We start from the raw sequence: 23291 nt of genomic DNA on the forward strand, positions 1-23291 counted from the left end.
GGTTTGATAAAGTTTTTACTAAACAAAGATGCTTGTGAGGTGTAATTAAATGAACTCTTAATTGTCTATAAATCAGTAACTAAATGAAACAACGTAGAACCTCTTTGAAGGATTTGGCAGCCCAGCTTGGTGTCAGCATAGCTACCGTTTCTCGCGCTTTGCGCAATAGCCACGAAGTGGGCGAGGAGATGACCAAGAAGGTTAAGAATCTGGCCAAGGAACTCAATTATAGACCTAACCCGTTTGCGCAGAGCCTCCGCAAGGAAGCACCGCGCGTGATAGGTGTCATCGTCCCTAATCTGGTGACCCACTACTATGCTGCCGTTCTCGATGGTATAGAAGATTATGCAACCAAACACGGTTATTCCGTTATCAGTGCCAACAGTCATGAAGATTATGAGCGAGAGGTAATGGCACTCGACAACTTCCTCAATATGCACGTGGAAGGCATCATTGCCTGTCTGGCGCAGGATACCATAGACTATTCTCATTTCGAACAACTTCATAAGATGTCCATACCGCTTGTATTCTTCGCCCGCTGCTGTCTGGAAGACAAGTTCTCTCAGGTGGTAGGAAATGGAGATGTGGCAGCGCAGGAAGCCACGCAGCACCTCATCGAAACCGGTTCGAAACGTATCGCATTCATCGGCGGTCCTAACCATCTTGATATGGTGCGCCGCCGCAAGCACGGCTATCTGGAGGCTCTCAGAGATAATCATATTCCGATAGAAAGAAACCTGGTTGTCTGTGACAAAATTGATTTCGATGTGGCCCGCAACGCAACTCTGAAACTCCTGGAGGGCGACAATCGTCCGGATGCTATCTTAGCTTTCAACGATATCATCACCTATGCAGCCTTTGACGCCATCAAGGCCAAAGGGCTTCGCATTCCACAGGATGTTGCCATCATCGGCTTTACGGATGGAGACTCGGCTGCCTTCGTTACTCCTCGTCTCACAGCCATCATGGACAAGGCTCACGAGCAGGGAACCAAGGCATGCGAACTCCTGATGAGAAGTATCAATGGTGATGAGAAGATATATAAAGAGGTGGTACCGATGATTCTGAAAATCAGAGAAAGTTCTGAAAAACAGGAATCGCTATAAAACGACTGATATTCCAGTAGGAGAGAGGATATTAACTCTCTGATGATCAGTAGATAGAATATTCTCCTGCTGCTGGAAACAATGATATTTAATGAAACTCTGTAGTTCTTTCTGGACACCTAAACCGAAAGTTTTACTTACAGAATTTTATCAGATGTTGATTAATTTCATATTTGCGAATAGCTTACTATTAGATGCTTGCCCGCTATTTGTCAAAGGCTTAATTCAATATATACCTAAATGAAAATAAAGATGGACATAATGAACAAACTAATCTCTACCCTTATCTGCTGGATAATATGGGTACCGCTTGCTATGGCTGCAAACCACTTGGAGATGGAATTCAACCTTCTATCCAATCGAGATGGACTCAGCAACGGACAAGTGAATACTATCCTGCAGGACAAGCAGGGATATGTCTGGTTTGGTACACAGTCCGGGCTGGATCGCTACGATGGTTTCCGATTCAAGAATTTCTTCTACAACAACTTGGATGTGAGTTCATTGGCCAACAATTCTGTAGATGAAATCCAGCAGGATGTCCTTGGTAATCTATGGATACATACTGCGGTAGGATACTGTATCTATCAATATTCCAACGAGAAATTCGATCGCAATCCTGAAAAATGGCTCAAGAAAATCGGTATTGAAGGATATCCCCAAAAAGTATTCATAGAGGCTAATAAGAATATGTGGTTCGTGATGTATGGTAAGGGTGTATTCTTCCTCGATACAAAGACGATGAAGCATAAATTCTTCAGCTTTGCGCAGTTGGGAGTGAAAGATCAGAAGGAAGTGTCTTGTGTCACGGAACAGCAGGGTACTGCAGTCTTTTCTTTCAGAAACGGAACGCTTTGTCGGGTAGATGGATTGAAAGGCAAGGTGCTCTGGGTGAACCGTCATCTTACCCAAACCTGTCATATCAAGGATGAAACTGTTTATACCTTTATCGACTGTCATAATAACTACTGGGTACTCTCCAATGATTTCGTATATGTCTATTCCTCCCTTCGCAAAAAATGGTATGACGGGATGGGCACTTTTATCAAATCGCTCGGCATCAGTATGCCTACAGACAATAAAATCCTGATTAGGGATATTGCCTATGACAGAAAAAATAGACTATGGATTGCCACGGATCATGATGGCTTGTTTGTACTTGATTTGGAGGGAAGAAAATGCAAGCAGTATGTAAAGAGAGAGGGAATGACTGGAAGCATTCCTGACAACTCCTTGCAAAAAGTTATCATCGACAGGAACGATGCTGTATGGATTGGTACCAACAAGAATGGTGTGGCTTACTATTCGCAATCTTCTACCAAGTTTTCAACCATCTATCTGGGTGATGTCTGCACCATCACGCAGGATAAGTTGGGCAATTACTGGTGCGGAACCAATGATGCAGGCATCATCTGCTACAATCCAAATACAGGTGAGCGAATTCATTATGGAAAGGCTCAGACTGGATTGAAGTCGGATGTCGTAGTGAGTAGCGTAACGATGAGCGACGGTTCTATGTACTTCGGTACTTTCAACGGAGGCATGACCTGTTATCGCAATGGGCAGTGGAAGGCTTATCAGATGTCAAAGAATGGACTTGCACAGCAAAGTGTCTGGGCATTGGCTGAAGACAAGCACCATCGCCTGATGATTGGTACTCTGGGCGGTGGATTTCAGATCATGGATACCCAGAAGGAAACTTTTAAGACTTTCAAAATCGAAAATTCTAAGATACCTTCCAATTATATCAATTCGCTTGCTCCGATGCCGAATGGGGATGTACTGATAGGCCATTCGCAGAACGTGACAGTGCTGAATACGGATACCTATAAGATGACTAATTATCTTACTGCTAAGGGTGGAAGGTCGTTCCCGAGTCCGGGTATCAACCATGCTATTTGCGACAGTCGCGGTCTCTTCTGGATGGCTACGCCTGCTGGTGTTACCATGTATGATCCAAAGACGGGACAGATGGAAATCCTCAACGATCAGAATGGTACCCAGGGTGCCGTGGGCTGTTCCGTTGTAGAAGACAAAGCGCATACTATCTGGCTGGTATCTGAATTTATCGTGAGTCATGTAAAATTATCCAAGGATAATCGTGGAAAATGGGATGTAAGCATGACCAGCTATAATTATATGGACGGATTGCAAAACGGACATTTCAATTACCGTGCTGCCTTCTTGACCCAAGAAGGTAAACTCATTGTGGGCGGTCAGGATGGCATCAATATCATCGATACCCAGATGAAACGTAAGCCTCGTAGGCATGTAAAAGCTCTCTTCAGCGGTCTGGTTCTCTTCGACCATCCTCTGGCTGCCGGAGAGGAATATGAGGGAAGAGTGGTCTTTGACAAGGCTTTGGATGAGTGCAGAAAACTCAATCTCAGCTATAAGGAAAATGCCTTTACCATCCAACTGGCTTCTACAGACGTGACCGTTCCTTCGCGCAACAGATTTATGTATCGCATGAGAGGAGTCACGGACAAATGGATGATGACTCCGCTGGGTAGGCCGGAAGTTACTTTTACCAACCTCTCACCTGATACCTATACCTTGCAGGTGAAGGTCGTGAATGGGGATGGAACGGTAGGCGATGATGTCAGCGAGATGATCATTGATGTAAATCCTCCTTTCTATCTCTCGATATGGGCGTATTTGCTGTATGTTTGTCTTGCTTTCTTACTCTTCTATTTCTATCGCAAGAGAACTATCGAAAAGCAGAAAATAATTTTCGAAAAAGAAAAAATGGAGGAGAATATCAGAAAGGATAGAGAACTCAACGAGTTGAAACTCAACTTCTTTACCAATGTGAGTCACGAACTCCGCACGCCGCTTACCCTGATTATCTCTCCACTCCTCAATATGATCAAGAAAGAGGAGGATGAAGTCAAGAGGCATAAACTGGAGATGATTCATCGCAATGCAGACCGGCTCCTGCAATTGGTAAACCAAATACTCGACTTTAGAAAAATCGAACAGAGTGAGGGCAAGCTAACTCTGACGCTGGTAGAGGTGGTATCTTATGTGGAGAATATTTGCCGCTCTTTCCAGTTGCTGGCTAACAATAAGATTCGGTTGAATTTTACTTCGTCTGTGTCTCAGCTACTTATGGAATTTGATGTAGATAAGTTGGGTAAAATCGTCAACAATCTGTTGAGCAATGCATATAAGTTTACGCCAGATCATGGTAGTGTAATGGTCAGTCTGTCTGTAGTGAAGGACCTGGTGATCAATGGCTCTGCCAAAGATGTTCTCCAGATTCAGGTAGCTGATACAGGCAAAGGCATCAGTGATGAGGATAAGCGCCATATCTTCGACCGATTCTATCAGGTGAACGGTACGGAAATGCAGCCTTACGGCGGAAGTGGCATTGGACTCAACCTGGTCAAGGCGTTTGCCGACCTGCATGGCGGAAATGTAACTGTAGCAGACAATCCTGGTGGCGGAACTGTCTTTACTGTCAATATTCCGCTGAGACAGGATAGTTCTATCGGAAAGTCGCAGGATGGACAAGTAAATCCGGTAGTTGCTGCATCTTCTGCATCTTCTGACTTGGTTGCATCTGCTACATCTGCAACATCTCCTGCATCCGCCGCTCTTGGTTCTTCTTCTGAATCCTCAGTTGCCTCTTCTGCAGAGTCGTCAATTCAAACTAACGGAACGACAACTGTTCCATCAGGTGGTTCTTCAACTGTCGCATCAGGTAGTTCTTCATTTGTCTCATCAGTTGGTTCCTCATCTGTCTCATCAGTTGGTTCTTCCAACGTTCCATTAGACAGCTCCTCAAAAGTTCCGTCAGAAGAGACCGTTGTATCTCTGAAACCGAAGGTTCTGTTGGTGGATGATAGTGATGACTTCCGTGAGTTTATGTGCGAAGTTCTTTCTGAGAATTATGTGGTAGAGGAAGCCGTAAATGGTAAGGAAGCGTGGGAAAAACTGCAGACCCAACCTTTGCCTGACATTATTCTGAGTGATGTCATGATGCCGGAGATGGATGGTAACGAACTCTGTAAGTTGGCAAAGGGAAATGAGTTGACCGCTGATATCCCATTTGTTATGCTGACAGCCCGACTGGCTTCTGAACACAAGAAAGAGGGATTGGAAAATGGTGCAGATGAGTATATCACAAAGCCTTTCGATATGGACTTGCTCAATCTGCGTATCAGAAATCTCATGAAATGGGCAAAGAGAAAAAATGCCAATTTTAGCAACGCTCAGCCTCTTTCTGCTACATCTGCAACCTTGTCTTCTGGTTCTTCTGATGAGGGTACCTTCCATGGTCATGGCATGTCTATGGGTACTTTTGCTTCAGATGGATCTTTGTCTGCAGTTGATTCAATGAACTCTGATATTTATCAGCCTGGTAATCAGCAGGGCAATGGTATCCCAACTGCTCAGGCAGAAGAAGGTGCTCCGGTTGTGCAGGAATATGTGATGACAGAGGGAGACAAGAAATTCTTGAGAAATGTGGATATCTATATCCGCGATAATATGGGTGATCCGGATACGGGTGTGGAATCTATGAGTTCTCATCTGTGTATCTCTCGTGTGCAACTCTACAAGCGCATGGTATCTCTTACGGGTACTACTCCTTCCGAGTATCTGCGTGCCAAGAGAATCCATTGGGCAGAAGAACTGTTGCGTACCGGTGATTATACAGTCTGCGAGATTGCTTATAAGGTAGGTTTCAATAATCCAAGATACTTCTCTAAGTATTTCCAGGATGAATATGGAATGACTCCTTCTCAATATAAGAAAAAGATATTTGGATAATTACATTCCAGAATCCCACAAAGGGTACTCTCATGCAGTAAAACGCTGCATCAGGGTACCCTTTTCTTATCTTATATAGTAGCAGACCGGTTCGTGCTTTTTCTTATCTTATATAGTAGCAGATTGGTTCGTGCTTTTTCTTATCACATATAGTAGCAGACCGATTCGTGCTTTTTCTTATCTCATGCTGTTAAATGTAGTATCAATGGTAGTCTTTACTAATTTAGGTGTAGTTTTGTTGTTTTTGTGTGTATGTTTTGTTTTCCTGGTTCTGTCACTTTCGTACAAATAACTTTCGGTTAACATTTTGTGCTTATTTTTGAAACAAAATATTGTTGATTATTCATTTTTATATTTTAATTTTGCAGCAGTTCTGTATATTTTGGGCAATTATACTGTCTATAATTAAGGAATATGTGGTCTATAATTAAGGAACATATAGACTATAATTAAGGAATCATATATTTTAAAATTTATAAATAGCAATCATATATACTTTAAACAATGAATATAACTAAGACATTTTTGATTTCATCTGCTCTGATGATGAGTGCAGGCTCTCTTTCAGCAGCAGGATATTTGCAGAATGCCAATTTCCTGACAGTCCAGTTGAAACAGCATCAGAATTTCGGTCCTAATCAGATTCGCTTACAGATAGTAAGTGATAGAATTATCCGCGTACAAGCTACTGCGGAGCAATCTTTCCGTAATAAGCAGAGTCTTATTATTGTGCCTCAGACGAGTAAGACCAATTATAAGGTAGAAGAGCAGGGAGATCATCTGATTATCACAACTGCAGCCATGCGTGCCGTATTGAACGAGGCTACTGGTCAGATTACTTTCTATGATCTCAAGGGAAATGTACTTCTCAATGAGGTGGCTCAGGGTGGCAAGACTTTCAAGCCTTTCACGGTACCTGATCGTGAAATCGGGGTTGATATCGCTAAGGTTCCTGAGGAGCAGAAGCATGGATGGTCATGGCATGCCCTCTTCGACAGTCCCGACAACGAAGCTTTCTATGGACTTGGCCAGCACCAGAGTGAAGAACTGAATATGAAGGGAAAGAACGAAGACCTCTTCCAATATAATACTAAGGTAAGTGTTCCTTTCGTTATCTCTAATAAAAACTATGGTATCCTCTGGGATTCTTATTCATACTGCCGATGGGGTAATCCTGACGATTATCTCCAGTTGAATCGTGCCTTCAAACTCTATGACAAGGATGGCAAGGAAGGGCAGTTGACAGGTACATACGTAGATAAGAATGGACAGAAAATCGTTCGTGGTGAAGACAGTATCTATTTTGAATATGCTATGCCTGAGGCTTCTGAAATATGTAATCAGACAGATAAGGGAGGTATTCAGAATCTGCCTAAGGGATTTGCTTTGAATGGTTCCAAGGTCGTTTACGAGGGTTACGTAGAGGCACCTACCAATAGCTTCTATCAGTTTATCCTCTACTACGCTGGCTATATGAAAATCTATATCGACGGCAAGTTGGTTGTCCCTGAGCGTTGGCGTACTGCTTGGAATCCTAATTCCTTCAAATTTGAAACAGCTATTCAGAAAGGTGTGAAGACTCCTATTCGCATAGAATGGCAGCCGGATGGTGATGTATCCTACTGTGGTCTTCGTGTAGCTGCTCCTCGTTCTGAGGAGGAGAAGAAGCAATTGAGCATCTGGAGCGAGATGTCTCCTGATATGGATTACTACTTCATTGCTGGCGAGAATCTCGATGAGGTAATTTCTGGTTATCGCACTCTTACTGGTAAGGCTTCTGTGTATCCTAAGTGGGCACTTGGTTTCTGGCAGAGCCGTGAGCGCTATCAGAGCAGTGAGGATATCGAGAGCAATCTGAAGAAGTTCCGCGACCTGCATATTCCTGTAGATAATATCGTACAGGACTGGAACTACTGGCCACTCGATTCTTGGGGTAGCCATGAATTTGAGAAGAGCCGTTACCCTAATCCGCAGGCTATGCTCGATAGCGTGCATGCGATGAATGGTCGCTTCATGATTTCTGTCTGGCCTAAGTTCTATGATACCGTAAAGAATTATAAGGAATTGGATGCCAAGGGCTGGATGTATCATCAGGCCATCAAGGATGATATTCACGACTGGCTCGGCTTCCGCGGTTCTTTCTATGATGCTTATGATGCTGGTGCCCGAAAGATGTTCTGGCGACAGATGGACGAAAATCTTTACTCTAAGTATAAGTTTGGAATTGACGCTTGGTGGATGGATGCTTCTGAGCCAAACGTTCGTGACTGTACTCCGATGTGGTATCGCAAGGCTCTTTCTGGTCCTACGGCACTCGGTACATCTACAGAATATTTCAATGCTTATAGCATCGTGAATGCTGATGCTATCTATCATGGTCAGCGCAGCGTGAATCCTAACCAGCGTGTATTCCTTCTGACTCGTTCTGGATTTGCAGGAGAACAGCGTTATAGCACTGCTACCTGGTCGGGTGATATCGCTACCCGTTGGGAGGATATGCGTGCTCAGATGACTGCTGGCTTGAATTATTCTATGGCGGGTCTTCCTTTCTGGGGTATGGACCAGGGTGGTTTCTGTGTAGAAAACCGCTATGTGGCTGCTCAGCAGGAGTTTGACAAGACGGGTAAAGAGAATGCTGATCTGAAGGAGTGGAGAGAGTTGCAGGCTCGTTGGAATGAGTTTGGTTGCTTTGTTCCTTTATATCGTGCTCATGGTCAGTGGCCTACTCGTGAGGTGTGGAATATTGCACCGGCAGACCATCCTGCTTACAAGAGTATCGTTTATTATGACAAACTCCGTTATCGTCTCATGCCATATCTCTATAGTATGGCCGGTATGGTTCATTTCAAAGACTATACCATGATGCGTGGATTGGTTATGGATTTCAATGGCGATGATAAAATCTATGATATCAAAGACCAATGGATGTTCGGATCAGCTTTGATGGCTTGTCCAGTGGGTGAGTATCAGAAGTATTCCCGTAATGTATATCTGCCTAAGCAGAAGGGATGGTATGATTTCTATACAGGTAAATACTATGCAGGAGGTCAGACTATTGTGGCTGAGGCTCCATACGAGAAGATTCCTGTATTCGTACCAGAAGGTGCAATACTTCCAATAGGTCCTGAGATGGAATGGAGTGACCAGAAGAAACCGGAACTTATCGACCTCTATGTATATGCCGGCAAGGATGGTTCTTATACGCTTTATGAAGATGAAGGAACCAATTACAACTACGAGAAGGGTAAGTACGCTACTATTGATTTCCAGTATAATGATGCACAGAAGACCCTCACTGTGGGTGCCCGCAAGGGTAGTTTCGATGGTATGCTTCAGAAGCGTCGCTTCAATGTAGTCCTGGTTCAGGCTCAAAAAAATCAGGGCGTAAGCCTTGACAAGGCACCTAAGGGAAAGATGGTAAAGTATGCAGGACAGACTGTTACTGTTAAATTGAAATAATCTAATCTCCCGCAGATTCCACAGATTCCACAGAACTTTTGTTGTTATCCCAGAGATGATAAATCTGTGAAAATCCGTGCAATCTGTGGGATTTTTTGTTGATAAGAATGAATAAGAAAAAAATATTTAGCTTAGCTTTGATGAGTGGACTTTTCGCTCTTCAGATGAGTGCCCGCGAACATCAGTCTTTTGATAAAGATTGGCTTTTCATTTTAGCCGATAGTTCCGGTATGCAGAAAACTGCGTATTCTGATGGGCATTGGCGAAGTTTAAATCTACCTCACGATTGGGCGATAGAGGGTGACTTCTCTCCATCAAATCCTTCGGGTGCCAGTGGTGGTGCTCTTCCGGGAGGTATTGGATGGTATCGCAAGCATTTCTCTCTGAATTCTCACGAAAAGTACGACCGCTTTACTATCACCTTCGATGGTGTATATATGAACTCCACCGTCTTCATCAATGGACATAAACTCGGTACACGTCCTTATGGATATAGCACTTTTGAATACGATCTTACACCTTATATTAATAAGGAGGGCGATAACGTAATTGCCGTGAAGGTAGATAACAGCGACCAACCGAACAGCCGCTGGTATTCTGGGTGCGGTATCTATCGTCATGTTTGGATTACCAAGACTATGAAAGCGGCATATATTCCTCAGTGGGGACAATATGTTTCTACCACTCCGAAAGGTGATGTAAAGGTAAAGGTGGATTTTCTGACTACTGATCAAAAGTTAAAGATTTCTGTAAGAAATACCATTTACGATGCCGATGGAAGAGTGGTGGCAAGAAGCCAGGGTAGTCAGGAACAGAAACTCAAGGTTAAGAATCCGCATCGCTGGGATATTGGAAAGGGATACCTTTATACCTTGAAAAGTGAATTAGTGGCTAATGGAAAGGTAGTTGATGAGGTTACAACTACTACTGGCTTCCGGGATGTGAGGTTTGATGCCAAGAAAGGTTTCTTCCTAAATGGAAAAAATATCAAGATCAATGGTGTCTGCGAGCATCATGATTTCGGATGTCTGGGAGCGGCCCTGAATGAGGATGCTATGCATCGTAAACTCACTATTCTCAGGGATATGGGGGTAAATGCCATCAGAAGTAGTCATAATCCTCCTGCTCCTGAACTCTTGAATATGTGTGATTCGATGGGTATTCTCGTGATGGATGAGAGCTTCGATATGTGGCGTCGTAAGAAATCAAATGGCGATTATGCACGTTTTTTTGATGAATGGCATCAACGCGATCTCTCCGATTTGGTAAAGCGTGACCGTAACCATCCGAGCATTATCATGTGGAGTATAGGCAACGAGGTGTTGGAACAATGGTCGGATGCAGCTGCTGATACGCTTACTCTGGAACAGGCCAACCTGATTCTGAATGCCGGTCATGATGCTTCTTCTCTGGCACATAGTGATGAACTGAGTGTCAATTCGCTTCTTACCCAGCATCTTGCCAGCATTGTTAAGGAGCATGATCCATGGGGCTGTCGTCCTGTAACTGCTGGTTGTAATGAGCCTGATCCGAAGAATCATCTCTTTAAGAGTGGTGCCATCGACGTCATCGGATTCAATTATCATCACCAGTGGGTCAAGGATGTGCCGAAGAATTTCCCTAACAAACCGTTCATCCTTTCAGAAAGTGTATCAGCATTGCAGACACGCGGTTATTACATGATGCCAAGTGATAGTATCTATACTGCTCCTAAAGCATGGTGGTTACCATATAGTGACCCTTCTTATAAATGTTCTGCTTATGATAATATGCATGCTTCCTGGAGTAGTACCCACGAGGAGACCTGGGATGTTGTGAAGCATAACGATTTCGTAGGAGGACAGTTTATCTGGACGGGTTTTGATTATATTGGCGAACCGACTCCGTATGCTTATCCTGCTCGCAGTAGCTATTTTGGAATTATCGATTTAGCGGGTCTTCCTAAGGATAGCTATTATATGTATCAGAGTGAGTGGACGCAGAAGAATGTTCTCCATCTTTTCCCACACTGGAATTGGATTCCGGGTCAGACGATTGATATGTGGTGTTATTACAACCATGCTGACGAGGTAGAACTTTTTGTGAATGGAAAAAGTCAGGGTATTCGTAAAAAACGGATTTTTAAGGCTGATAATGTAGGCAAGGAATACGAGAAATCTACGGAATATCATGTGGTGTGGCGAGTAAAATTTGAACCGGGAGAAGTGAAGGTCGTCGCAAGAAAGAATGGAAAGCAGGTTGCTGTTCAATCTATCCAGACTGCTGGAGCTCCTGATCATATTGTTTTGAAAAAGACCTATCAAGGCAATCTTGCATATGGTTCTTCTGAGCCAACAACTTTCGTAGAAGTAAATGTCGTGGATAAGGATGGCAATCTTTGTCCTCGTGCTGAAAATCAGATTTTCTTCTCATCTGATGCCCACATTCTTGGAACAGATAATGGATGTCAAACCTCTTTGGAGCGTTTTACCGATCCGAAGCGTAAGGCATTCTTTGGTAAATGCATCGTAGTTCTGAAAGGAAAAGGTACACTTAAAGCACAGGCGCCTGATCTGAAAGAAGCGATATTGAATTTCTAAATGAGAAAGTAATTATATTGAAATTCTCAATCGGAAAGAAATATTCTAATTCTAAATTTTTAGTAATCAGGGGGATTTTCCTCTGATTACTTTTAATAATTATATTGAAATCATGAAAAAATCAATTTTAACCCTATGCGCTTTGGCTTCTGTTATAACGAGTCAGGCGCAATTGAAAACTAATAATGGCATAGAGTACCTGCAATGTCAGGCTCCCGATATGTCGGGCGACTTCTGTGATTTGGCAAATACCTATTTCCTCGCTGATAGTATTGCAGGATTTGATACGAATAAAGGCGAAGGATTGCTGAACTGGAAGCGTTATCGTCTGGCTCCTCGTCAAGCTTTTAATCTGAATGGTTACTGGCCAGTTCGTATGCAGATGCTTGATTTTCCGGATACTCAGTATGATAACGATCCCAACTTGAAAATCAAAATACAGAAAATAAGTAATCGTTCCTTACGGGTTACTATTTTTACTTCACCGATAGAACCGAAAATGAACGATGCTGAAGATCCAATGTTTGCACCTGATTTTATTGCTGGAAATGCAGGCAATAGTAACAATCGTATTGGCAAAGGAAGTTGGAATACTTCTGCATCGGCAAAAAGTATCGTATATAAGAATGAAAGTGGTGAACTGGAGATACAGAAATACCCATTCCGCTTGATCTTACGAGATGCACAAGGAAAGATACTTACTCAAACCCGTCATATTGTTGATAATGACAGTACGCAAGTAAAACTTCTACCGTTCAATTTTATTAAGCGTGGAAGCGATAATTCTCGTAGTATCAATCCTGTTTTTTTGCTTTCTCCAGGTGAGCGAATCTATGGATGTGGTGAAAGTTTTACTTCCCTCAACAAGGTGGGGCAGAAGGTAAATATCTCTGTCGTAGATCCTCAAGGACCGGAAACTGATGGTATGTATAAGCCGGTTCCGTTTTATTTCTCTAATAGGGGATATGGATTTTTTATGCATACGTCTGCTCCTACAACAGCGGATTTCGGAGCAAGTTATATCGGTGCACAGCGTTTGTTCATGGGCGATGAGGTCATGGATTTCTTTATATTCTTTGGCGAACCTAAAGATATTCTGGACCAATATACGCACGTGACAGGTAAATCACCCATGTTGCCGCTTTGGACTTTCGGTACTTGGATGAGCCGCATTTCTTATTTCTCTCAGAAAGAAGGTTTGGAAATCGCTCATCAGTTAAGAAGCAACCATATACCGGCTGATGTGATTCATTTTGATACAGGTTGGTTTGGAGTAGACTGGCAGTGTGACTATGAATTTTCTAAAGATCGTTTTAAAGATCCAGTGGGTATGTTGAAAACCTTGAAAAAAGAGGGGTTCCATACTTGTCTTTGGCAGTTACCATATTTTACTCCTAAAAACCGTTATTTCCATGAATTAGTGGATGAAGGGATGGCAGTCCGTAATGCGAATGGTACCTTGAATTATGAGGATGCCGTGCTTGATCTGAGTAATCCTAAAACAATCTCTTGGTATCAAGATAAGATTGCTCGTCTTATAAAACAAGGTGTAAGTGTAATCAAGTGTGATTTTGGAGAGGCTGCTCCTTATGACGGACTTTATGCAAGCGGTAAAACTGGTTTTTATGAACATAATCTTTATCCGTTGAGATATAATCAGGCACTTTGGGAAGCCGTAAAATCTAATTCTGAAGAGCAGGAGGGTGTTATTTGGGCCCGCAGTGCATGGGCAGGAAGTCAGAGATACCCTTTGCATTGGGGTGGTGATGCTGCCACTAACGAAGTGGGAAGTGTTGGTATGTTAGGCGATCTTAGGGGTGGCTTGAGCTTTGGTTTGAGTGGTTTCTCTTTCTGGAGTCATGATATGGGCGGATTTGTTACTAAGAGTCCTGATGATCTTTATCGCCGCTGGTTGCCATTTGGATTTTTGAGTTCACATACTCGTGCACATGGTGCACCTCCTACAGAACCTTGGCTGATTAGCAAGGATTTTACTGATGCATTCCGCACATGTGCAGAAATGAAATATCAACTGATGCCGTATGTGTTTACACAGGCCAAGGAGTGTTCTGACAAAGGACTGCCTATGGTTAGAGCGCTTTTCGTAGAGTTTCCTCATGATGCTGGAGCGTGGCTTGTTGAGGACGAATATATGTTTGGCTCCCAAATCCTGGTTGCTCCGCTTTTAGAGAGAGGGCATCAGCGTTCTGTATATCTTCCTGCGGGAAAGTGGATAGATTATCAGAATGGAAAAGTTTATGAAGGTGGGTATCAGAATATCGCAATTCCTACCGCAGAAGAAGTTGCTGCATATTCAGAGAAATCTGGTCTGCCTAATGTAAGTAAGCCTGTTCCTTGTATTATTTTAGTGAGGGATGGTAGCCTGATACCGCAAGTTCCTATAGCGCAGAGTACGAGTCAAATAGACTGGTCTAAGCTTACATGGAAAGCTTTTAAGGTGGATGCTCCTCTTTGTACAGGTTATTTATATAAACCAGGAAGTACTGAAATAGAGGTAGTTAAACGCTAACAAAACCGATTTTTTTGTTTTTCACAATATCTTTAAAAAAATAACCAAGACAAAATTCGTTAGTCTTGGTTATTTTGTTTATCTTTGCAAGCATTATGAAGATAAAAATAGAAAATGCTACGCCTGACATGGCTTCTCATATAGCATCGCTCATCATGGAGGCGATGAATGCTGAGTGTTGTCAAAACTTTGCTGGACCTAAGCATACATTGGTTGACTTTCATCGCATGATGACCCGTTTGGTCGAGATGGAAGATAGCCAATATAGTTATCGTAATGTCTTGGCTGCCTATACCTCTGGTGGCATATTGGCTGGTATCTGTGTTGCTTATGATGGTGGTAAACTCCATCAGCTCCGTCGCCGATTCTATGAAGCAGCATTGGAAGCTTTCGGAATTGATTATACAGGCATGACTGATGAGACAGAGGATGGTGAGTTCTATATTGACAGTCTCGCCGTCTCCAGTAATTTCCGTGGAAAGGGCATTGCTTCTCAGTTGCTTCAGGCTACTATTGAGCGTGGGGCAGAATTTGGAATACCAACAGTCGGTTTGCTTGTCGATAAAGGTAATCCTAAAGCTGAGGCTCTCTATCAGCGTCTTGGTTTTGTTTATGTAAATGATTCTACATGGGGGGGACATCCGATGAGGCATTTACAGTATAAGCATGACTGATAGCTGATATTTGTTGCATAATGTCTTTGGCGTGATATTCGTCATGTTAACGACTATAGTGCAAAGAGTTGTGCAAACGTTTGCTCAAGTAAAAGTGCAAAAAACTAATATAAATGCATCCAACTTATTACTTTTTGTCGTACCTTTGCAATCAGAAAAAGGTTTTAGGTTTTTCATATAGGTAAAGTATAGGTTATAGCTGAATTACTGTAGGTATTCAGTTTCTCGGTAGAAAGTAAGTTTTTAGGTTTAGGTTGAATAAAATTTTATTAGTTTTTGTTGATTTAGTAAAAAGAATTGTCCTGACTGCGTGATGTAGTCAGGACAATTTTGTTTATATGGATGCAAGAACTTTATTTCTTTGGATGTTCTTCTTCCATTTGTGGTTGAATCTTTTCGATTTCTTCCAGTTCCTCTATCTCGTTTTCTTCCATATCCCTATCAAGTCTGTCTCTCCAGAGATACTTTCTGGTTTCGTGTACGATAATTCCGCTGAGGCATAGCAGGGATACCAGGTTTGGAATGGCCATGAGTGCATTCATGCAGTCTGCTATGTTCCACACGAGACCGAGACTGATAACACTTCCTGCAAAGATACTTGCGATGTATAGCATTCGATAGCATAACATCCACTTTTTGCCCTTAAGATATTCCACGCAACGCTCTCCGTAATAGCTCCATCCCAATGTCGTACTGAAAGCAAAAGTCGCCAGTCCGAAAGTTAAAAGAGGGGCACCGATATAAGGGATTTTACTGAATGCGGCTTTGGTAAGTGCTGCACCATTATGATAGTCTATATCTGGATAGGCAATGATACTGGAGGTAATTACTAATCCTGTTAACGCACAGATGATGACTGTGTCCCAGAAAGTACCGGTTGAAGATACCAATGCCTGGCGTACAGGATTGCGGGTTTGTGCAGCTGCAGCAACAATAGGGGCAGATCCCAAACCAGACTCATTAGAAAAAAGGCCACGTGCGATACCATAACGTGCAGCCATCATCAATGTGCTTCCCGCAAAGCCGCCTCCTGCAGCTTTGGTAGTAAAGGCTGACTCCAGGATAACCTTGAGGGCAGGCAACAGATAGGCATGGTTGACAAAGAGAATGTATATGCATCCGATGACATAGAAGAGTGCCATGAAAGGGACTAACATACCGCATACTTTTGAGATTGTCTTTACACCACCGAGAATTACGGCTGCGCCAAGAATAGTAACGATGGCTCCCGTAATGTATGGTGATATTCCATATTGGTTTTCTACCAGAGAAGATATAGCATTAGCCTGTACGGTACTTCCTATTCCAAAAGAAGCCAATGCAGCAAAGATTGCAAAAAGAATGGCCAGCCATTTCCAGCCCAATCCTTTCTCTAATGCATACATAGGTCCACCCAGCATGCGTCCTCGTCTCGTTTTTACTCGATATTTTACTGCAAGTAATCCTTCTGCATATTTTGTGGATATACCAAATACACCTGTAAGCCAGCACCATAGTACAGCACCCGGACCACCCAGCGCAATGGCCGTGGCAACACCGATGATATTACCTGTTCCGATAGTTGCAGCAAGCGCTGTAGCCAGGGCACCAAACTGTGATACGTCTCCTGTTGCGTTCTTATCCTTCTTGAGGGAAAGCTTGATAGCTTTCAATATCTTACGTTGCGGAAAACGTAATCGGACAGTCAGGAATATATGGGTTCCTAACAGAAGGATAATCATAGGCCATCCCCAAAGGAATGAACTGAAAGCTAAGAAAAAATCGTTGATTGCATCCATAAGTCTCTCTTAATTTACCTTATTATTATTACGTGATTATATTTTTGTAATTGAAGTTTTGGAAAGTGACTATTTGTCCTAACACTTATTTCTTATGTTCTTCTTCAAATCTAACTTTTACATTTGTAAACCCCATAGCCTTGAGCATCTTGTAGAATTGAATCTGAGCATTTTCTTCTGCTGTTGATATGTTTGTATTTGTTAAGCATCGTATTCTCATTGCATTGTAAGCTTGCTCATATAGTTTTTGCCTGTCTTTTCCTGTCCAGTCGCCGGTTTCAAAAAAAGACTGGGTTTTTGCTTCGTCAATAAAATTATGATCCAGTAATTTGATTGGAGGTAGTGTACAGACAATTGTATCTTTCTCTGTTTCCATCCAACCTTCTTTTACATCTTTCATATCAATGCCAAGCCGAAGTGTACCATAATAGATACGTACTAACTTATCGTCACCGAAGAAGCCATGCCTTGTTGTATCAATGAGTTCTTCGTCACTGATTGATAGAAATTCCCATTGCCCGATGTTCTCTATAGTGCGGATTTGTGTAGGAGACAGTTGTGTCTGCCCCACGTTTTCTCCTTCCACATGAGTATCTCTTGCCAACCAATATAGACTTCCACCTATTATAATGACAAGTACTAATATAATGATGATTTCTATTCTCTTCATTTTTATAATCTTTATTCTATCAGGTAAACTTTACCTAATTAGTATCCTCGATAATGACTAAAAACAGGCCTTTAAATCTGTTTCTTTAGTTCGTTTTCTTTTCGATAGTCGAATTGTCCAAGATAGTCTTGAGATCGTCCAAAGAAAATTTCTTTCTAAAAGTTATCTTTATATTTTCTTCTTTGAATCCCATTTCTATGAGCATAGGAATTAGAATGTTGGCAGCATTTTGTCTTGCTGTTTCAATGACTTCCATATTGGGAATGTCCTTGATGATTCCTTCCCGGCCCTGCTGTTCATATAGACTGAGTTCAGCATCGCTAAAGTTACGTCGGGTGAGAGAAACAAACTGCTTGACTCCTTCATGATCTATTTTGCTGCTTGTGAGCATTATTTTGGGGTCTGGCAATGTAATCTCTATTTTTTCATTCTTTCTGCTGATGTTCTGTGCCCCAAAATCATTGAAATCTATGTATGCTTTTAATGTAGCATCCATCGGAATTGCAACTTTTCTGTTGGAACCTGGTACATTGATATTGAAATCTTTTTTGAATATAGAGCCTTTCAATTTCAGTTGGTCGTCATGAGTTACTATTTTATGGACATGTATTTCTGTCGTGTAAAGTCTGTTGCATTTTTGTATCTGCATTACCATCATAGGAATAGTATCAATGATAGTCTTCTTTTCCTCTGTTTTCTTTTCTGAGCAAGAGGAAAAGGTGTATATGATAGCAATTAATAATAAAAAAAATAACTTTTTCATACGAATTGTCTTGTTTTGAATGCAAAGTTACATCAAAATGTTCGAAAAACCAAATTATTTTTTTTCTTTTGTTTCTTTTTAATTGATAATCTTTTATAATGGGTACTTTTTCTTCTTTTAAATACCACTTTGAAAGATTGTTTTTTGTGTTGAAATATGTTAAATACGAAGAAAAATCAATTTCGTATTAAACCTTTCTGCTTTCAAAGTGTCTATATAAACGATTAGAATTCATAAACTGAACTTTTATAATATCGTGTGAGAACAATAGGTTTTTAGTTAGTAAAAAGATTAAGAAGCACTCTCTTGTGAAAGAGGGTGCTTTTTTTATTCTGTTTTTTTTGTCAATTGATAATTTTTTCTTAATTTTGCCACATAATCTATAAAAATGTAATGATGAATAGAATATTTCCTTTACTTTTGGCCGCATGTCTTGCCACTGGCTTCACATCATGCAGTGAAAAGAAGAAGAGTGATGTTATCATCGCTCCAAAGCCTCAGGCTCCAAAGCCAAAGAAGACTCAGCAGATGAGTGGATATGAACAGGCTCGTGAGGTTGAATGGCTGGGTTCAACCTATAAAGTTATAGTTAAGCGTGAAGCAGACAATAGTTTGCCTTTAGCAGTCGGTGATGATAATACCAAATATTTTGATAATAAGATTACGGTTAGAATTCTGCGTAAGGATGGTACTGAATTTTTTAATCGCACCTTTCTGAAGACCGATTTTACGGGATATTTAGATAAGAATACCCAGCAAAATGGGGCATTGCTTGGTTTGGTCTATGTACAGGCTGAGGGTAACAACCTGGTTTTTGCAGGAAGTGTTGGATCTCCAGATGTAACAAGTGATGAGTATGTGCCTTTGGTCGTTAAAATCTCTCGCATGGGTGCTGTTTCCGTTGGTAAAGATACCAAATTGGATACAGGTAGTGATGAAGAAGATGATGATAATACTAATGAGCAACAAAAAACCTCATCCGATGAGGATGAGGTCTAATGCTTATGTGAATTGATTATCAATCTTGCAGAATAAAGACTACTTGAAAAGTTTTCGGTAGTCTTTTTCAAAACTTAGAGGGTGTCGGCCAAGGAAGAGTATATTGAGCAGGCAATTGGCTGCTAATTCTTCATCATTGAGGTTTGCACCCTTTCCTTTTTTTATTTCTTTACCGAGGCAAGCATCCCAGGTTGTATTGAAACTGGTGTCATCTGCTCCCACAATCATATCCTTGCTATTTGGATCTTCCTTAAGTTCGTATCTGATGGTTTTCTTCGAAACTACAGGCTGGATGTTGCAAAGCATGTTGAATGCTTTTTCAAATATATCGCGATGCAGGTACGCATTTGGATACATTTCATTCACTGCAGGGAATAACTCTTCAAATTCGAATGATTGTAATAACTGATATAGTTTCATATACCTTATTATATATAGTACGTTATTATTATATATATATTTAGAATTTTGCCATTTTAATAGCATCAATAGCACATTCGTCACCCTTGTTGCCAAGTTTGCCACCACAGCGGTCTTGAGCCTGCTGCAGGTCATTTGTTGTTAACAGGCCATAGATGACAGGGATTTCCTGTGTGGCATTTAAGCGAGCTATACCATAGGTAACTCCTTGACAGATATAGTCGAAATGTGGAGTTTCACCGCGTATGACGCATCCAAGTATGATGACAGCATCGTAACCACCGTTGAGTACCATCTGGTGAGCACCATAAATGAGTTCAAAGCTGCCAGGAACAGTCTTTACATGAATGTTTTCAGAAAGAGCGCCATGCTTTTCCAAAGTCTTGACAGCTCCGTCAAGCAAGGCACCTGTTACCTCAGGATTCCATTCTGCTACCACGATGCCAAAGCACATATTGCTTGCGTCTGGCACCTTGGTAAAGTCGTAGTCTGATAAATTATGAAGTGCTGTTGCCATAATTAGTTGGAAGCTCTTTCGATGTATTTATCAATCTCTGAACTCTGAACGAGCATAGAGTTTACATATTTTTTCTTGATGTCCTGGTAGATGCTCAAAGCGTCGGCCTTCTTTCCCTGGCTTTCAAGAATTTCACCTGCTTTGATGAGGAAAGTAGGAGAGAGACTGTTGTTTGCATCGTCTTGTGCCTTGTCATCAGCCATGCTTGCAGCCTTCTTAAATGCTTCCACTGCTTTGTCGAGCTGGTTGAGATGTGCATAAGCATCACCTAAAGCTGCTTGTGCTGCAGGACTAATCATCTGATCACCTTTAGAAGAAAAAGCATCAAGGCTTTTCTGTGCTTCAGCCCACTTGCCAAGGTTTGCATAGCAAAGACCTGCATAGAGATTGGCCAGATTTGCAGCTTTTGTGCCGCTGTAGTCACTTGCAATTTTTGCAAAACCTACAAAGCCAGCACCATCGCCATTGAGAGCCTGATCATACATTTCATTGTTGAAATAAGTCTGACCTTTGCCTAACATAGTACTTGCTTTGTCCTCACGTGGACCAGCAATCTGATTGTTGTAAACGAAAATACCTGCAATAATTACAATGATAGCAACTACTGCGCCGAGAATCAACTTCTTGTTTTTCAAGAAGAAGGCCTCATGAATGTTAAGGCTCTCGCTTTCTGGAGCCTGTACGTTGTTTTTTGCCATTTTTTTATTTTGTTTTTTTTATTATTCTAATTCTGTTGGATAAACGCATCATCAACTTTAATATTCAATAAAAGGAATGTCTTCATTTATAAAAATGAATGCTAATCCCATTTAAGGTCTTTATATTAGTCGATTGCGCCTAATTTTTTGCAAAAATACGCAATTTTATTTATATATTGAAATTTCTAGCCTACTTTTTTCGTTTTTTGCGGTTTTTCTGCTATCTTTGCAGTCCAAAAGCATAAAGAGCCTATGATTTTAGAGAATATTTCCATCTTAAATTATAAGAACATAAAGGGAGTGAATTTGGATTTGTCCCCAAAAATCAATTGTCTTATCGGCCATAACGGCGTAGGTAAGACTAATTTTTTGGATGCAATCTATTACCTCTCCTTTTGTCGTAGTGCCAATAATCCTATTGACTCTCAGATTATCATGCATGATGAGAATTTCTTTATGCTTGAAGGGAAATATCGCACAGAACAGGGTGATATCGAGAATATTTATTGTGGTATGAAACGTGGTACGAAGAAACATTTCAAGCGCAATAAAAAGGAGTATAAAAGATTGTCGCAACATATCGGTTTAGTTCCTTTAATTTATGTTTCTCCTTCTGATTCTTCCCTTATTGAAGGAGGAAGTGAAGAGCGCCGTCGCCTGATGGATGTTGTTATTTCACAATATGACCATTCTTATATTGAATTGTTAGCTAATTATAATAAGGCTCTCCAGCAGCGTAATGCTCTTTTGAAGATGGAGGAGGAGCCTGATTTGTCCTTGCTTGATATATGGGAACAGGAGATGGCCCGTAATGGCGAGTTGCTCTTTCAGAAACGTCTTGCTTTTGTGGAGGAATTGGTTCCTGTCTTTCAACGAATTTATCAGCAGATTTCTGGTCAACGGGAGATGGTTAGTCTTCGCTATGTCTCTCATTGTCAGCGTGGTTCATTGTTAGATGTTATTCAGCGTGATAGATTCAAGGACCGGGCAGTTGGTTATTCTCTTCATGGTGTACATCGTGATGATCTTGAGATGCTTATAGGTGATTTTCAGATGAAACGTGAGGGAAGTCAAGGACAGAATAAAACTTTTGTGCTTGCTTTGAAGCTTGCTCAATTTGATTTTCTGCGCCGTACTTCTTCAATCACAACCCCTTTGTTGCTGTTAGACGATATCTTTGATAAGTTGGATGCACAAAGAGTAGAATCTATTGTCCAACTTGTTTCTGGTGATAACTTCGGACAAATATTCATTACTGATACGAATCGTGATCATTTGGATAAAATCCTGTCTAAAAGCGATGGTGAATATAAGATATTTACGGTCGAGGGAGGTGATATAGAATTGATGGCAAACAGTTGAGAATAGTTCTTTCTCTTTGGGGGTAAAGTTCATTTCGCTGTTGCAAAGTTCTTGTCTCTGTTGATTTGTGGCTAATGCGCTCTATTTGATTTACATTAATTATTAAAATCATTTATATCATGTTTAGAAGAAAAGTACAATCCATGCAGACCTTATTGCCAGACTTTCTGCGGCGTCAAGGTTTAGAGTCACCTCTACGTCAAAGGAGACTTTTGACTTCTTGGGATGATGTGGTAGGGGAGCCTATAGCCCGATATACCAGTGAACGTTTTATCAAAAACCAGACACTGTTCGTAAAGGTGAATAATCCAGCCTTGCGTGCAGATCTATCTATGGGACGTAGCATTTTAGTGAAACGCCTGAACGAATGTGCCGGTGCACAGGTCATTGTTGATATTAAATTTTATTAGATATCAGTAATAATTTCATCCATGATTTTATCATGTTTTTCATAAGGAATCGAAGATTCTTTCTGAAAACTATAGCAGACTCCGATTTTATAGATGGATGGAATTTTCTTTAAGAATCGATCGTAATATCCTTTACCTCTGCCCAGGCGGTGTCCTTTGTCATCAAAGCTCATACCAGGAATGATTCCTACTTCGATTTCTCCGTATCTTTTTTCAGAAAATAGAGTTCCGCTTGGTTCTAGGATATGATAATTACCTTCCTTAAGATCCTTTTTCCCTGTATATTCTCTTAAAATCATGTTTTCTCCGTCTGTAACTACAGGTAGTAGGACTTTTTTTCCTTCGGCTACGATTTCATCTATCCATTCATGTGTATTTACTTCATCCGGTAATGAATAGTATAGCAGTATCGTTTGTGCTTTTCTTAAACGGGGATGCTTTTTTAATTGCATAATAATAGAGAGCGACAGCTCTCCCAGTTGTGCTTGGGTAAACTGTCGCTTTCTATTTCGTATCTCTGTTCTGAGTTCTTGTTTGTTCATGACAATAG

16 protein-coding genes are annotated in these 23291 nt (G+C 41.3%); 9 read left to right on the forward strand and 7 right to left on the reverse strand.

What is annotated here, in order from left to right; all coding sequences use genetic code 11:
- The first annotated feature begins 83 nt into the window (after positions 1–83).
- The 6 genes from KUA50_RS01140 to KUA50_RS01165 all read left to right on the forward strand — a co-directional run bounded on the left by KUA50_RS01140 (position 84) and on the right by KUA50_RS01165 (position 15124).
- The gene (locus KUA50_RS01140; protein WP_218456778.1) at positions 84–1106 is read left to right on the forward strand and encodes a LacI family DNA-binding transcriptional regulator; all 1023 of its coding nucleotides are present in this window, start codon (positions 84–86) and stop codon (positions 1104–1106) included.
- Positions 1107–1367: 261 nt separating this feature from the next.
- Entirely contained in the window at positions 1368–5882 is a 4515-nt protein-coding gene (locus KUA50_RS01145; RefSeq protein WP_218456777.1) for an ATP-binding protein, read from the forward strand.
- Positions 5883–6386: 504 nt separating this feature from the next.
- Positions 6387–9341 carry a TIM-barrel domain-containing protein gene (locus tag KUA50_RS01150; protein WP_218456776.1) on the forward strand — a complete coding sequence of 985 codons (2955 nt, stop codon included), beginning with the start codon at positions 6387–6389 and terminating at the stop codon, positions 9339–9341.
- Between the two features lie 107 nt (positions 9342–9448).
- Positions 9449–11920 carry a glycoside hydrolase family 2 TIM barrel-domain containing protein gene (locus KUA50_RS01155; protein ID WP_256624231.1) on the forward strand — a complete coding sequence of 824 codons (2472 nt, stop codon included), beginning with the start codon at positions 9449–9451 and terminating at the stop codon, positions 11918–11920.
- A 112-nt stretch (positions 11921–12032) separates the two neighbouring features.
- A complete protein-coding gene (locus tag KUA50_RS01160; protein WP_218456775.1) occupies positions 12033–14450 on the forward strand; it encodes an alpha-xylosidase in 2418 nt (805 codons plus the stop codon).
- Between the two features lie 95 nt (positions 14451–14545).
- A complete protein-coding gene (locus KUA50_RS01165; protein WP_218456774.1) occupies positions 14546–15124 on the forward strand; it encodes a GNAT family N-acetyltransferase in 579 nt (192 codons plus the stop codon).
- A 353-nt stretch (positions 15125–15477) separates the two neighbouring features.
- Here the strand turns inward: KUA50_RS01165 and KUA50_RS01170 are convergent, their stop codons facing one another.
- The 3 genes from KUA50_RS01170 to KUA50_RS01180 all read right to left on the reverse strand — a co-directional run bounded on the left by KUA50_RS01170 (position 15478) and on the right by KUA50_RS01180 (position 18335).
- Positions 15478–16902 (reverse strand): alanine/glycine:cation symporter family protein, encoded by a 1425-nt coding sequence (locus tag KUA50_RS01170; RefSeq protein WP_022111444.1) that lies wholly within the window; start codon positions 16900–16902, stop codon positions 15478–15480.
- A gap of 85 nt (positions 16903–16987) precedes the next feature.
- Positions 16988–17572, reverse strand: coding sequence for a DUF4230 domain-containing protein (locus KUA50_RS01175; RefSeq protein ID WP_218456773.1), 585 nt, complete (start codon positions 17570–17572; stop codon positions 16988–16990).
- Between the two features lie 85 nt (positions 17573–17657).
- Complete coding sequence (locus KUA50_RS01180; protein ID WP_218456772.1) at positions 17658–18335, reverse strand: DUF4230 domain-containing protein; 678 nt, start codon at positions 18333–18335, stop codon at positions 17658–17660.
- A 393-nt stretch (positions 18336–18728) separates the two neighbouring features.
- Between KUA50_RS01180 and KUA50_RS01185 the strand changes: the two genes are divergently transcribed.
- Positions 18729–19334 (forward strand): DUF4738 domain-containing protein, encoded by a 606-nt coding sequence (locus tag KUA50_RS01185; RefSeq protein ID WP_318346062.1) that lies wholly within the window; start codon positions 18729–18731, stop codon positions 19332–19334.
- Positions 19335–19373: 39 nt separating this feature from the next.
- Here the strand turns inward: KUA50_RS01185 and KUA50_RS01190 are convergent, their stop codons facing one another.
- The 3 genes from KUA50_RS01190 to KUA50_RS01200 form a co-directional block, all read right to left on the reverse strand.
- Positions 19374–19691 (reverse strand): hypothetical protein, encoded by a 318-nt coding sequence (locus KUA50_RS01190; RefSeq protein WP_317518708.1) that lies wholly within the window; start codon positions 19689–19691, stop codon positions 19374–19376.
- A 103-nt stretch (positions 19692–19794) separates the two neighbouring features.
- Entirely contained in the window at positions 19795–20271 is a 477-nt protein-coding gene (gene ribH, locus KUA50_RS01195; RefSeq protein ID WP_022111439.1) for a 6,7-dimethyl-8-ribityllumazine synthase, read from the reverse strand.
- A gap of 2 nt (positions 20272–20273) precedes the next feature.
- Positions 20274–20969: a tetratricopeptide repeat protein gene (locus KUA50_RS01200; protein ID WP_022111438.1), complete on the reverse strand. Its 696-nt coding sequence runs from the start codon at positions 20967–20969 to the stop codon at positions 20274–20276.
- Positions 20970–21221: 252 nt separating this feature from the next.
- Here KUA50_RS01200 and recF point away from each other — a divergent pair, with 252 nt between their 5' ends.
- Positions 21222–22331 (forward strand): DNA replication/repair protein RecF, encoded by a 1110-nt coding sequence (gene recF, locus KUA50_RS01205; RefSeq protein WP_218456771.1) that lies wholly within the window; start codon positions 21222–21224, stop codon positions 22329–22331.
- Between the two features lie 119 nt (positions 22332–22450).
- Entirely contained in the window at positions 22451–22741 is a 291-nt protein-coding gene (locus tag KUA50_RS01210; protein WP_022111436.1) for a DUF721 domain-containing protein, read from the forward strand.
- On the opposite strand, the gene KUA50_RS01215 is transcribed toward KUA50_RS01210, so the two are convergent.
- Positions 22738–23283: a 5-formyltetrahydrofolate cyclo-ligase gene (locus KUA50_RS01215; protein WP_022111435.1), complete on the reverse strand. Its 546-nt coding sequence runs from the start codon at positions 23281–23283 to the stop codon at positions 22738–22740. The two genes, KUA50_RS01210 and KUA50_RS01215, sit on opposite strands and share 4 nt — an antisense overlap.
- Positions 23284–23291: the final 8 nt, after the last annotated feature.

The sequence above is a fragment of the Segatella hominis genome (assembly GCF_019249725.2).
Lineage (GTDB): Bacteria > Bacteroidota > Bacteroidia > Bacteroidales > Bacteroidaceae > Prevotella.

Coding starts and splice junctions, on each gene's coding strand:
- KUA50_RS01140 (WP_218456778.1), top strand. CDS start 84: ATGAAACAACGTAGAACCTCTTTGAAGGATTTGGCAGCCCAGCTTGGT.
- KUA50_RS01145 (WP_218456777.1), top strand. CDS start 1,368: ATGAACAAACTAATCTCTACCCTTATCTGCTGGATAATATGGGTACCG.
- KUA50_RS01150 (WP_218456776.1), top strand. CDS start 6,387: ATGAATATAACTAAGACATTTTTGATTTCATCTGCTCTGATGATGAGT.
- KUA50_RS01155 (WP_256624231.1), top strand. CDS start 9,449: ATGAATAAGAAAAAAATATTTAGCTTAGCTTTGATGAGTGGACTTTTC.
- KUA50_RS01160 (WP_218456775.1), top strand. CDS start 12,033: ATGAAAAAATCAATTTTAACCCTATGCGCTTTGGCTTCTGTTATAACG.
- KUA50_RS01165 (WP_218456774.1), top strand. CDS start 14,546: ATGAAGATAAAAATAGAAAATGCTACGCCTGACATGGCTTCTCATATA.
- KUA50_RS01170 (WP_022111444.1), bottom strand. CDS start 16,902: ATGGATGCAATCAACGATTTTTTCTTAGCTTTCAGTTCATTCCTTTGG.
- KUA50_RS01175 (WP_218456773.1), bottom strand. CDS start 17,572: ATGAAGAGAATAGAAATCATCATTATATTAGTACTTGTCATTATAATA.
- KUA50_RS01180 (WP_218456772.1), bottom strand. CDS start 18,335: ATGAAAAAGTTATTTTTTTTATTATTAATTGCTATCATATACACCTTT.
- KUA50_RS01185 (WP_318346062.1), top strand. CDS start 18,729: ATGATGAATAGAATATTTCCTTTACTTTTGGCCGCATGTCTTGCCACT.
- KUA50_RS01190 (WP_317518708.1), bottom strand. CDS start 19,691: ATGTATCCAAATGCGTACCTGCATCGCGATATATTTGAAAAAGCATTC.
- ribH (WP_022111439.1), bottom strand. CDS start 20,271: ATGGCAACAGCACTTCATAATTTATCAGACTACGACTTTACCAAGGTG.
- KUA50_RS01200 (WP_022111438.1), bottom strand. CDS start 20,969: ATGGCAAAAAACAACGTACAGGCTCCAGAAAGCGAGAGCCTTAACATT.
- recF (WP_218456771.1), top strand. CDS start 21,222: ATGATTTTAGAGAATATTTCCATCTTAAATTATAAGAACATAAAGGGA.
- KUA50_RS01210 (WP_022111436.1), top strand. CDS start 22,451: ATGTTTAGAAGAAAAGTACAATCCATGCAGACCTTATTGCCAGACTTT.
- KUA50_RS01215 (WP_022111435.1), bottom strand. CDS start 23,283: ATGAACAAACAAGAACTCAGAACAGAGATACGAAATAGAAAGCGACAG.